This window comes from Ensifer sp. (assembly GCF_035999135.1).
Classification (GTDB): Bacteria; Pseudomonadota; Alphaproteobacteria; order Rhizobiales; family Rhizobiaceae; genus Ensifer.
Map to the genome: position 1 here is coordinate 1 of NZ_DASYGZ010000012.1, position 12,039 is coordinate 12,039.

Genomic DNA, 12,039 nt, shown 5'->3' on the forward strand with positions numbered 1-12,039 from the left:
GGTCTTGCGCCACACCTCGAAACCCTTTTGTGCGGCGGCAAGCGCCTCATCGAGATCGTCGATTTCGGCCCAGGCCACCTGGCCGATCGTCTCCTCGGTCGCCGGATCGATGACCGGAATGCTCTTGCCGGACCGCGCCGCACGCCAGTTGCCGTCGATGTGGAGGAGAATGTCCGGATAGTGCGCCATGGGGTACCCTTTGCTGAAAGCTGGTCGTCGCGTGGTTCGCGCGTGGTGGCATGATCGGGCCGGTGGGCCTTGCCGGGCATTCTTGAACGCCAACATTGGCAGCAAGGCAGCCGATACATATCGTCCGTCCGCTGCTGCTGAACGCCTGGGCTAAGCCGCTCGCCAGACGAGGTCGATGCCGCCGCCGGCAGCCGGAGTAAGCATGGGAACCGCCGACAGGAGCTTCTTCGTGTAGGATGACGTCGGCCGGTCGAAGATGTCGTCACGGCTGCCCTGTTCCTCGATGACGCCGCCATGCATTACCACGACGCGATCGGCGATCTGTTCGACGACGCCAAGGTCGTGCGAGATGAAGAGGCACGCAAATCCCTGCTGCTCCTGCAACTGCGACAACAGTTTTAGGATCTGGGCCTTTACGGTCATGTCGAGAGCCGAGACCGCTTCGTCGGCGATGACGAGGTCCGGCCGGCGAGCGAGCGCACGGGCGATGGCGACACGTTGCCTTTGTCCGCCAGAGAGTTGATGCGGAAAACGATCGGCGAATTGCGGACCGAGCCCGACTTCGCTCAAGACTTCGATCACCCGGTCGCGGCGGGCGGTTGAGAGCATCGACTTTTCGTGCCTGAGCGGCGCGGCGACGATCTCGCGGACACGCATCCTCGGATCAAGCGAGGAGTAGGGATCCTGAAACACCATCTGGCAATTGGCACGGTAATCGGCGTAGGCACCGCTTTTCCGGTTCACGGCCTGACCGCGGAAGGTCAGTGTGCCTTCGTTCGGCTGCAGCAGCCCCGCGATGATGCGGCCAAGCGTCGTCTTGCCGGAGCCCGAACCTCCAACCAGCGCAACGATCTCGCCGGGATGGATGTCCAGGTCAATGCCGTGCAACACGGCCTTGGCGCTGCTGCCGCTGCCATAGGCAAGTTTCATGTTTCTGACGCTGGCAAGCGGTGCCCGCGGCACGACTGACCGAGCCGGCGCGCGCCGGGGAAGGGCGGACAAAAGTTTCCGGGTGTAATCATGGCGCGGCGCGCGCAACAGCTCGCTGGTCGCTCCTTCCTCGACGCAGACGCCCTTCTGCATGACCAACACGCGATCGGTGTATTGGGCCACCATCGCCATGTCGTGGCTGATGAGCACCATTGCGGTGCCTTTCTCTTCGACCAGGGCATGCAGCAGTTCCAGCACCTCTCGCTGGACGACCGCATCGAGCGCGGTCGTCGGCTCGTCGGCGATCAACAGTGCCGGCTCGAGCAGCATGACGGATGCGATCATGATGCGCTGACGCATGCCGCCTGAAAACTCGTGCGGAAAGGCACGGACGGCGGCGTCAGGATCGGCAATGCCGACCCGCCGCAACATTGCAAGGATTGCGATCCGGCGTTCCGCGGCGTCCATCGCTGTGTGCAGCGCCAGACCCTCCTCGAGTTGCCGGCCGATTGTGAGTGCAGGGTTGAGCGAGGTCATCGGCTCCTGGAAGATGAGGCCTATGCCCTTGCCACGCAACTTGCGCAGTTCTTCAGGCTGAAGATCTCCCATGTCGCGGTCCTCGAACCGGACGATGCCGCCGAGCTTGGAGATTCCGGCTGGAAGCAGCCCGATGACGGCGCGCATCAGCATCGACTTGCCGGAGCCGGATTCACCGACGATACCGATGCGCTCGCCGCGGCGAAGCGTCAGGCTGACGCCGCTGACGACCTGGGTGGCGACGGCCGTGGCGCCAAGCACCAGCCGGTCGACGGTGAGGAGGGTTGGCGTGTTCATTGCATGCCTCTCATTTTCGGATCGAGCCGATCCCGCAGCGCGTCGCCGAGCAGATTGATACCGAGCAACACGATCGAGATGCAAAGGCCCGGGAAGATCGCAAGCCACGCGGCCTGGGCGAGGTAAGGGCGGGCAGCGGCCAGCATGTTGCCCCAGGTCGGCGCTGGTGGGGGTACACCGAGGCCAAGGAAGGAAAGTGCGCTCTCCGAAAGCAGGGTCCAGCCGAACATCGATGTCGACAGAACCGTCAAAGGGGCAAGGCAATTGGGCAGGATGTGGCGAAGCAGCGTGTACATCTCGGAATCACCTGATACACGCGAGGCATCGATGAATTCCCGCTCCCTGAGCGAAAGCACGGTACCGCGCACGATCCGGGCGACCGAGGGCGTGTAGGCGATGCCGAGCGCCAGCACGATGCCATATTTGTTCGCGCCAAAGATCGCCAGCAGGCCGAGTGCGAGCAGGATCCCGGGGAAAGCGAGCAGGGCGTTGGTGACGGCAACGAGCACCCGGTCCGTCCATCCGCCGAGATAACCTGATATCGAGCCCAGCGCGGTGCCGAGAACGGTCGCAATCGCAACGGTCGCGAGACTGACGATGCCGCTTGCCGAGGCGCCGAGCATCAGACGACTGAGCACGTCGCGCCCGAACTCGTCCGCGCCGAGCAGGTGCTGGATCGATGGTCCGGCCAGGCGTGCCTTCATGTCGAGTGCCATCGGATCGTAGGGTGTCCAGACCGAACCGATGCAGGCTGCGATCACGAAGGCGCCGACGAACAGGCCGCCAACCATCGCATTGGCAGAAAGGGTCTTCATGTGATTTTCACTCGCGGATCGAAGAGCGGATAGCACAGGTCGACGATCAGATTGACCAGCACGTAGATGACAGCGATGAACAGCAGGCATCCCTGGATTACCGGATAGTCACGGCCGAAGATCGCATCGACCAGAAGGCGCCCGAGGCCGGGAATGGTGAACACGGTCTCGACGACGGCGATACCGCCCAGCATGTTGCCAAGCACCAGGCCGATCAGCGTGAGCGTCGGCGCAAAGGCGTTGGGAAACACGTGTCGCCACAACACGGTGCGCTCGGGAAGGCCCTTGGCGCGCGCATGGGTAATGTAGTCGAGCCTTAGGACTTCGAGCGCCGAGGCACGGGCCATGCGCACGAGCACGCCGATCTCGTGCAGGAACAGCGTGAGGATCGGCATCAGCACGTAAAGCAGCCCCCGGCTCGGGTCTTCGGCAACCGATACGTAACCGACCACCGGCAACCAACCGAGCTTGAGGCCGAAGATGAGCAGGATGACGAGGCCGAGCCAAAAGGTCGGGATCGACAAGAGCAAGGCCGCAACTGATACCAGCGTCAGATCAAGCTTCGAGTTCTGCCGGAGCGCGGCAATGAAGCCGGCGGGGACCGCAACCAGCGAGGCAAGGGCGACGGCAACGAGGACGATGCCGGCGCTCACCTTGAAGCGCTCGATGACGAGATGGGCCACCGGCTCCTTCGTCGTGATGGACGTCCCGAGATCGCCCTGGAACACGTTGGTCAACCAGATCGCAAACTGCGCCAGGATGTTCTTGTCCAGCCCGAGATCCGACCGCAGGGCGGCGACGCTCTCAGGCGACGCCATGTCTCCAAGCAGGAGTGCCGCCGGATCACCAGGAACGAGGCGGATCAGGAAGAAGACGACGACGGCGACGAGGAAGACCGTCGGAACGGCCATTCCCATTCGCGACAGGATGAAGCGCAGCATCTCGACCGGACCCTCTTACTCGGCGATCGTGACTTCCCATGCCCTGGGCATGGAGAAGATCGAAGCCGCGTAGTTCTGGACGTGTTTCTGGTAGGCCGACGCCTCGAGCCCGTTATAGAGCATGATGAAGGGCACGGTTTCCAGGAAGCGCGCATGCAGCTTGTCGAAGAGCTCCTGGCGCTTGGCCGGATCGGAATAGCGCACGGCATCGGCGAGCATGGCTTGTGCCTCTGGATCGTCCCAGACCTTGCGCGGCTCCTTGTCCTTGTTGCCCATGACGGAGTCCATGGTTAGCGCCGGGTCGTAGCGTCCCGAATAGGGAAATACCATCGCCGTATAGTTGCCGCTCTGATAGCGGTCGAGCTGTGCCGCCCACTCCAGCACTTCGAGTTCAGCGGTTATGCCGACCTGCTGCAGCATTGCCTGTGCCACGATTGCTGCGTCGTAGGTGTTGGAATAGCGCGTATTGGCGATGAGCTTGATCGGTTGGCCGTTGTAACCGGCTTCCCGCAGGAGCGCCTTTGCCGCCTCGGGATCGTAGCTATAGCCCTGGGTCTGGGCCGGCGAATGGTACTTTGAGGTCGGCGGTATCAGCGAGTTGTTGGCCTTGCCGAGGCCGAGCGTGATTCCCTCGACCATGGTCTTGGTGTCGAGAGCCATGGCGATCGCCTTGCGGATGCGCATGTCCTTGAGCAAGGGATCGCGTGTCTGCAACAGGAGCGCGACGATGCCGGGATTGGTCGCCAGCGAAACCGCTGTATCGGCGTTCTGCTTGAACTCCTCGACGTCGGCATAGGGAACGTCGGGTACGATATCGATGTCGCCATTGAGCAGGGCAGCCTTGGCGGAGGAGCGATCGGGAATGACGGCGAAGCGGACGGCCTCGACGAGCGGACGCTTGGCGCCGGTGTAGCCGTCCCGCTTTTCTTCGTCGCGTACCGCGTAGTCGGCAAAGGCTTCCAGGTCGATGAATTCGCCCTTACGCCATTCCTTGTAGCGGAAGGGACCGGTGCCGACAGGCACATTGAACGAGCCGTCGGCGTTGAACGATGATTTATCGAGAATGCCGGTCATGCCGCAGTCGGTTCTGGCAAGCGTTGCCTGAAAAAGAGCGTTCGGCTTTTCTAGCTTGAACACGACGGTTTTGTCGTCGGGTGCCGTGACGGATACGACATGGGCGGCGCCGCCATCGGCAAAGTCGTTACGGCATCGCCATTTCGTGGCTTCGTCCATGTAGCGGTTCCAGTTCCAGACGACGTCGGCCGAAGTGAGCACGTTGCCGTTATGGAACTTGACGCCATCCCTGAGCGTGAAGGTGTAGGTGAGGTCGTCGTCCGAGACCGCGACCTCCTTGGCGAGCAGCGGCTTTACCGAGGCGTCCTCGCTGTAGGCGACGAGACCCTCGACCATGTGCAACACGACGGCGTCGCTGTTGGCGTCTCGGTTGACGCCCGGGTCAAGGCTGCGGATGTCGGCATTGAGTGCGATCTTCAGCGTTTCGGCAGCGGCCGGGCCGCAGGCCAAGGTCAGCGCTATTGCTGCGGCCGACGCGGCCAGTCTCTGTCTACGGTTCACCTCAGTTCTCCTCTTTGTGGTTTTCCGGTTTTTCCGGTTGAGTGAACTGTGCCTTTTGTTTGCTCATAATGCAATACGAAAAATCGCAAACCTTTTCCGCCTCTGCAAATGAGGAGGCAAATGCGCTCTCGAGAGGGGTTATCTTTCGCTGCGGATGCGGTCCTCGACCTTCTGCAGCGTCGATTCTAGGTGGCGCCGCAGCGCAAGTTGGGCGAATTCGGTCTCGCCCGAGCCGATGTATCTGAGGATCTGGATGTGCTCCTTCAGCGATCTCTCCATGCGCTCGGGGCGGAGCCGGTCGAATACCGAGGACTCGCGCAGTAGTCTGAGGTCGTTCTGCATGCGCACGGATTGCAGGATGAAGCGGTTGCCGGACCAGGTGGCGAGCGTCTCGTGAAAGGAGGCGTTCAGTTTCAGCCAACTGTCGCGGGTGATGCTGCCGGCGGCATTGATCTGGTCGAGCATGCTTTCGTGTTCGGCGATGAGGGCCTTAAGCGCATCCGGATCGGCGCGGTAGTTCGGCTCGGCAAGGCCCGCAAGCTCGACCGCGATACGAAACCTGTAGCTTTCCGCCAGGCTTTCTGCGCTGTCGAGTGAATCGACAAACGCCCATCCGTGGCCGCGCTGGCGGTGAATGAGGCCTTGCGAGGACAGTTGTGTCAACGCCTTGCGGATCGTTCCGCGCGCAATGCCGTACCGTTCCGTCAGTTCGTTTTCTGACACTTCCTGTGGAATGGTGCCGACCGAGCGGTCGCGCAGGATCTGCTGCTTAAGGCGTTCCGTTTCGCTCTCGCTGAACGTTTCGATGTAGGTGTCGGTGCCGAGATCGGTGGCGGCGACAAAGCCCTTGTTGGGGATGAGGCGCACCAGATCCTTGGACGCAAGGATCTCGAGAGCGGCCCGCATCGGTGTGCGCGAAACGCCAAACATCGTCGCCAGGGTCTTCTCCACAATCGGATGACCGGCGCGCCAGCCTTCCTTTTGTGCCTGCAGCAGGATCTGCCTGGCAATGTCGATCTGCAGCGCGCTCGGGCTGCTATCCGTGCTCATCAACTGGCTCCAGGGTCTGATCGGTCTTTGGGGTGCGCTTCTGACATAGCTGTTCGATTTCCTCTGGACAATTGTTTGCGATAGTGCATTTTAAATTCACAAAACGCAACAATGAGTGAAAGAGAAGACAGATGAGCGCCGCACCATTTCCGTTCGTTTCGATCGCAGGAGCTCCGCTCGAGCGCGGCCGTCAGTATGGGCAGCAGGCGAAGGACCGTGTGCGTCGTAGTGTCGAACTCTACGCCGGCCGGCTCGCGACGCTCGGTGTCTTGGCCGACGACCTGGCGTCGATCGTCACCGGCTATGTTCCGCTTATCGAGGCGTTCGACCCGAATTTCGTCGTGGAGATGAAGGGCATCGCCGAAGGTGCGGACTTGCCGTTCGAGCACGTCGTGCTGATCAATGCCCGCACCGAGATCCTTGCGAGGGCGCGAAGGACGCAGGCGGCGAGGGCCGAGCATTCGGGTGATGGCTGCACCGGTGTCGTTGTCCTGCCTGAGCGCAGCGCCACCGGAGAGCTCGTGCACGCGCAGAACTGGGACTGGATGGCAGAATGCGCGGAGACGGCGATCGTCCTGCGCGTCAAGCCTGATCAAGGTCCGTCCTACCAGACCTTTACCGAGGCCGGCGGCCTCGCGCGCAGCGGCATGAACGACAGGGGCATCGCCGTTACGGCCAATTATCTCGAGAGCGATCGTGACTTTAACGGTGATGGCGTGCCGCTGGCGCTCATCCGGCGCATGGTTCTGCAGCAGGAACATTTGGCGATGGCGATGCGCGCGGTGGCTGGAACGAGAAAGTCGGCGTCGAACAACATCATTGTCAGCCACAAGGATGGCTTTGCCGTCAGCTTCGAATGCGCGCCGGACGAAGCGTTCAACATCTATCCGGAAAACGATCTCATCGTACATGCCAACCATTGGCAGAGCCAGACGGCGCTTCTGAAACTGCGCGAGCATGCCCATTCGAGCTGGTCGGACAGTTTCTACCGCGATTGGCGCGTTCGCCGCATTCTCGAAAGGTCCGACAAGATCGGGGTCACCGAGGTCAAGGCCGCACTTGCCGACAAGTTCGGTTACCCCTACGCCGTCTGCCGTCCGCCACATCGTTCGTCCCGCGGCCATGTCTCGGCGACGGTCGCGACCATCGTGATGCGGCCGGCGGCAGGTGAAATGGAACTCGCTGTGCTGCCGGCCGACAATCCGAGCTTCAAGAGCTACCCGACCTACCAGGATGAAATCGCCGCCTGAAGGCCTGCCGACGCACCTCGCCGGCGCGCCTGCTCGACGATCTGACAACGAAGGCCCAATCACATGGATACGCTCACCACGCCCGGACCGAACAGCCTCGATGCCTATTGGATGCCGTTCACGGCAAACCGGGATTTCAAGGCGAATGCGGCGCTGATCTCGCATGCCGAGGGGCTCTATTATTTTACCAGCAACGGCCATGGCCTGCTCGACGCCATTGCCGGTCTCTGGTGCGTCAACGCCGGACATGGTCATCCGCGGATCGTCGAAGCCATCCAGAAGCAGGCGGCGCGGCTCGACTTCGCCTCCTCGTTTGGCCTCGGGCATCCGCTGGTCTTCGAATACGCCAATCGGCTGACGTCGATCGCTCCGGCGGATATGAACCACGTGTTCTTCACCAATTCCGGTTCCGAAGCCGCCGATACGGCAATCAAGATTGCGCTGGCCTATCATCACGCTCGGGGAGAGGGGCAGCGCCAGCGCATCGTCGGGCGCCAGCGCGGCTATCATGGCGTTGGCTTCGGGGGCTTGTCTGCGGCCGGGATGGGGCCGCACAAAAAGCAGTTCGGCATGCTCTTGCCGGGCGCCGTTCACCTGCCGCATACGCACGATCCGGCAAGGAACGCCTTCAGCCTCGGTCAGCCTCGCCACGGTGCAGAGCTTGCCGATGCACTCGAACAGATGATCGCGACCTACGACGCCTCGACGATCGCAGCAGTCGTCGTCGAACCTGTCGCCGGTTCGACCGGCGTGCTCGTACCGCCGGTCGGCTATCTCGAGCGGTTGCGTGAACTCTGCTCGCGCCACGGCATCCTCTTGATCTTCGACGAGGTCGTCACCGGCTTCGGCCGGCTTGGCCGACCCTTTGCAGCCGATCGCTTCGGGGTCAAACCCGACCTCCTGATGATCGCGAAAGGCATGACCAACGGCGCGGTTCCGATGGGCGGCGTAATCGCCTCAAGCGTAATCTACGACACAGTCACCGGGAGAGCGGCCTCGGGTGCCGTCGAACTGTCCCACGGCTACACCTATTCCGGCCATCCGCTGGCAGCGGCCGCCGGCCTCGCCTCGCTCGATGTCTATGTTTCCGAAGGTCTGTTCGAAAGGGCAGCGCGGCTTGAAGCGCATTGGCAAACATGTGCCCACAGCCTCAAGGGCCTTCCAGGTGTCGTCGATATTCGCAACCTCGGACTGCTCGCTGGCATCGAGCTTGGAGAGGATCCCGTCAGTGGCAAGGCGCTCGCCAGGAAAGTCTACGAGTACTGCTACGAACACGGCGTGCTCGTTCGTCCGGTGGCAAACACGATCGTGCTGTCGCCGCCGCTTACCATCGGCGAGGGTGAGGTCGAGATGATCTTTGCGACCATTGAGGCCGCGCTGAAGGCGGACTGAAGCTGCAGTCGCCATTGATGGACGGCGGCTCCCGGAGGCGGCGGGCTGTTCGCCGTGCCGGCGATCGCAAGGATGGGTCGTGTTCAGCCACGAGAAAGGCCGAGCCTGCAGACCGGTGACTTCGTTGAGTGTGTGCTGCTAGAAGTAGAGCTGGCAGGAAAGAACCTGAGAGCCGGCGATTCGATGAATTGGCAAATTGCTATAGACGTTCCGGGCCCCTCAACAACGACACAACGGGATGCACACGGCTTTGGATGGACAAAATACGCTTCAAGATCGATTCCAGCAGCACAAGGCCAAGCTTAGCCGCTCTGAGCTTGCGGTTGCCGAGTATCTCCTGGCAACACCGATCGACGAGCTCGTTTTCCAGAATGCCGAGGACATTGCGGCCAGGAGCGGCACCAGCGATGCGACGGTTATCCGGGCCGCACGACGGCTCGGGTTCACTGGGCTGCCGGAGCTGAAGAGACTGTGCAGCCGTGCCATGGCAAAGAGCGTGCCCACCACGGAGCGTCTGTCACAGCGTTTTCGTGCGACCGGCGATGATATCGCCGCAATCAAGAAGCGGGTGTTCTCCACGGTACACGAGATCATGGATTCCTGTGAGGAGAAGCTGGACGTTGCCCAGCTCTCCCATGCGACGCAACTCCTCGATCAGGCTGATACTGTGTGGTGCATCGGGATCGGCAGATCGGAAGTGGAGGCGCGGCACTGTGCGATTGCGCTCAGCCGCGTTGGGCTGCGCACACGTCATACCGGATCGTCGGGTTTTTCCCTGGCAAACGAACTGATCGACCTGCGTGCCGGCGATGTCATCGTGCTCTTCCACACGGCGCGCGATACGCGAGAGCTCAGGCTCGTCGTCGATCATGCCCAAAAGCTCGGCTGTCTTGTGGTCCTGGTTTGCGGCGTACAGTTGACGGACCTCTACCGGGAGAAAGTCTCGGCTGTCCTCACCTGCGTCGGATCCGCGACGGGGCTTGCGAGCTGGACGCTCGGGGCAATCGTCGTCTCGGACATGCTTGCTTACGGCATTGCCGCTCGTAACCAGGGACGCGCCTTGGAGACGCGGGAACGTCTCGCCGATCTGCGGGGACGTCTGCCGTAGCGGTGTGCCAGCCCTCTAAATTTGGCGCCTCTAAAAAATATGAGTAAGATGGTAATGTTTTATTGAAGTGTGCACATTCAATAATGTAGTAGCTCCGACATGGCCGCAATCGTCGCGGTCTTCTGCTTTGCCTGACGGGGGCTGCGAATGAAAAATCTCCGAAATCCCAGACGCTAGCGCTTGCAGAGATCTCGGCCGTCAATGCGGTCGAAGCTCTCAACGCGTCATCATTCCATTTCTGAAGTCTCAGCCTCGTGCGAACGGTCGTCGCGCGCGGTGTCGGCACGTTCTTTTCAATCGGGGGACCGATGTTTCGCAATCGCAACTTTATCAGGTCGGCGCTGCTGGCTTCCGCTGCAATCATTCCGATACAGGGATTTGCCCAGGACGCGACCGAGGGGAGCTCAACGCAACTCGAGGCGATTACCGTCATCGGCAACTGGCTGGAAGAGCCCAACAAGGAGAAGATGCTGAAGCATCCCGGCGCCCGTACGATCGTCGACAAGGAGGAGTTCGAGGAGCGCGGCGCGATGGATGTTCGCGATGCGCTCAACCAGATCCCGGGCGTACAGGTCCAGGAAAGCAGCGGAACCGGCGGCAGCGACGTTTCGCTGAACCTCGGTGTGCGTGGTCTGACCTCCCGGCTTTCCCCGCGCTCGACCGTGCTCATGGATGGTGTTCCACTGTCCTATGCGCCTTACGGCCAGCCGCAGCTGTCGCTGTTTCCCCTGACGCTCGGCAATGTTGAAGCGATCGACGTCGTGCGTGGTGCCGGCTCCGTCCGCTACGGGCCGCAGAATGTCGGCGGGATCATCAACTTCGTCACGCACCCGATCCCGGAGGAATTCACGGCCCGGATCTCGTCGGGTGCCGAGGCCAATGGTGGCGTAAAGGCGACGCCCAGCCTGCTTGTCGGCGGCACCAATGACGACGGGCTCGGTGCGGCGCTTCTTTATTCCGGCATTCACGGCGAAGGCTACCGCGACGGCAACGATCGCACGGACATCGACGACCTTATCCTCAAGGGCAAGTACGAGCTGTCCGATAGCGATACGATCGGCCTGCAGTATCACCACTATAGCGGCGAGGGCCGCATGCCCGGCGGCCTGACGACCGCCGAATATGCCGAGGACCCCTTCCAGTCGACGCGTCGCTACGACGAGTTCAGTGGACGCCGCAATGACATCTCGCTGCGTTATCAGCACGACGACGGCGAGAACAATTTCGAAGTGCTCGGCTACTATGTGAACTCCTTCCGCGGAAGCCACGTCGAACAGCAGGGCACAGGCACCAATGCGGGCCGATACCGCCTCACGTCCGCGCCGCGAGATTACGAATATTTCGGCATCGAGCCGCGCTACTCGCGCCTTTTCGAGCTCGGAGACACGACGCACGAAGTGACCGTCGGCTATCGCTATCTCTGGGAGGAGAGTTCCGAAGTCGCTGCGCGGACAGGCTTCTACACGCGCGCTTCCGGTACCAATCCATACGATCTGTCGATGAACACCTACCAGACGAGCGAGGGCGGCACGACGGCGCATGCCGTCTACATCGACGACAAGATCGGCATCGGAAACTGGACGATCACGCCCGGCATCCGCTACGAGATGATCAGCACGGACAATACGGTCACGGATCTTGCCGGCGGCGCGGTGACAGGCAAACGATCACCTGAAATCGATGCGAACGAGCTTCTTCCCACACTCTCCGTTGCCTATCAGGTCAATGACGTGTGGAGCGTCTTTGCGAATGCCGGGGTTTCCTTCGGGCCGCAGCAGTACAGCCATCTGGCGTCGACCACGGACGGCCTGCATCCGGAAAAGGCAAAGACCTACGAAATCGGCACCCACTACGAAGGCGATGCCCTGAGTGGCGAGTTGACCGCCTTCTTCATCGATTTCGACCAGGAACTCTATCTGAGCCGCAACATCGTCGGCGAGGGGCTGTGGACCGAT

Annotated in this window: 10 protein-coding genes; 4 read left to right on the forward strand and 6 right to left on the reverse strand. The window is 61.7% G+C overall.

Annotation, left to right across the window (positions count from 1 at the left end; genetic code table 11):
* The 6 genes from VGO12_RS00820 to VGO12_RS00845 all read right to left on the reverse strand — a co-directional run.
* Positions 1 to 189: aldehyde dehydrogenase family protein (locus VGO12_RS00820; protein ID WP_327510860.1), on the reverse strand; the 189-nt coding region annotated here is incomplete at its 3' end.
* A gap of 150 nt (positions 190 to 339) precedes the next feature.
* Entirely contained in the window at positions 340 to 1,953 is a 1,614-nt protein-coding gene (locus tag VGO12_RS00825; protein ID WP_327510861.1) for an ABC transporter ATP-binding protein, read from the reverse strand.
* Entirely contained in the window at positions 1,950 to 2,768 is an 819-nt protein-coding gene (locus tag VGO12_RS00830) for an ABC transporter permease (protein WP_327510862.1), read from the reverse strand. The genes VGO12_RS00825 and VGO12_RS00830 overlap by 4 nt, the downstream gene beginning before the upstream one ends.
* Positions 2,765 to 3,709, reverse strand: a complete 945-nt coding sequence (locus tag VGO12_RS00835; protein WP_327510863.1) for an ABC transporter permease — start codon at positions 3,707 to 3,709, stop codon at positions 2,765 to 2,767. Before VGO12_RS00835 ends, VGO12_RS00830 begins: the two co-directional genes overlap by 4 nt.
* 15 nt (positions 3,710 to 3,724) lie before the next feature.
* The gene (locus VGO12_RS00840; RefSeq protein ID WP_327510864.1) at positions 3,725 to 5,284 is read right to left on the reverse strand and encodes an ABC transporter substrate-binding protein; all 1,560 of its coding nucleotides are present in this window, start codon (positions 5,282 to 5,284) and stop codon (positions 3,725 to 3,727) included.
* A gap of 138 nt (positions 5,285 to 5,422) precedes the next feature.
* Positions 5,423 to 6,334 carry a GntR family transcriptional regulator gene (locus VGO12_RS00845; protein ID WP_327510865.1) on the reverse strand — a complete coding sequence of 304 codons (912 nt, stop codon included), beginning with the start codon at positions 6,332 to 6,334 and terminating at the stop codon, positions 5,423 to 5,425.
* A 131-nt stretch (positions 6,335 to 6,465) separates the two neighbouring features.
* On the opposite strand from VGO12_RS00845, the gene VGO12_RS00850 reads away from it, so the two are divergent.
* The 4 genes from VGO12_RS00850 to VGO12_RS00865 all read left to right on the forward strand — a co-directional run.
* Positions 6,466 to 7,584 carry a C45 family peptidase gene (locus VGO12_RS00850; protein WP_327510866.1) on the forward strand — a complete coding sequence of 373 codons (1,119 nt, stop codon included), beginning with the start codon at positions 6,466 to 6,468 and terminating at the stop codon, positions 7,582 to 7,584.
* Positions 7,585 to 7,647: 63 nt separating this feature from the next.
* The gene (locus VGO12_RS00855) at positions 7,648 to 8,976 is read left to right on the forward strand and encodes an aminotransferase class III-fold pyridoxal phosphate-dependent enzyme (protein ID WP_327510867.1); all 1,329 of its coding nucleotides are present in this window, start codon (positions 7,648 to 7,650) and stop codon (positions 8,974 to 8,976) included.
* Between the two features lie 238 nt (positions 8,977 to 9,214).
* Positions 9,215 to 10,084, forward strand: coding sequence for a MurR/RpiR family transcriptional regulator (locus VGO12_RS00860; protein ID WP_327510868.1), 870 nt, complete (start codon positions 9,215 to 9,217; stop codon positions 10,082 to 10,084).
* Between the two features lie 308 nt (positions 10,085 to 10,392).
* Positions 10,393 to 12,039: TonB-dependent siderophore receptor (locus tag VGO12_RS00865; RefSeq protein WP_327510869.1), on the forward strand; the 1,647-nt coding region annotated here is incomplete at its 3' end.

Coding starts and splice junctions, on each gene's coding strand:
- VGO12_RS00855 (WP_327510867.1), top strand. CDS start 7,648: ATGGATACGCTCACCACGCCCGGACCGAACAGCCTCGATGCCTATTGG.
- VGO12_RS00845 (WP_327510865.1), bottom strand. CDS start 6,334: ATGAGCACGGATAGCAGCCCGAGCGCGCTGCAGATCGACATTGCCAGG.
- VGO12_RS00830 (WP_327510862.1), bottom strand. CDS start 2,768: ATGAAGACCCTTTCTGCCAATGCGATGGTTGGCGGCCTGTTCGTCGGC.
- VGO12_RS00835 (WP_327510863.1), bottom strand. CDS start 3,709: ATGCTGCGCTTCATCCTGTCGCGAATGGGAATGGCCGTTCCGACGGTC.
- VGO12_RS00850 (WP_327510866.1), top strand. CDS start 6,466: ATGAGCGCCGCACCATTTCCGTTCGTTTCGATCGCAGGAGCTCCGCTC.
- VGO12_RS00825 (WP_327510861.1), bottom strand. CDS start 1,953: ATGAACACGCCAACCCTCCTCACCGTCGACCGGCTGGTGCTTGGCGCC.
- VGO12_RS00860 (WP_327510868.1), top strand. CDS start 9,215: ATGCACACGGCTTTGGATGGACAAAATACGCTTCAAGATCGATTCCAG.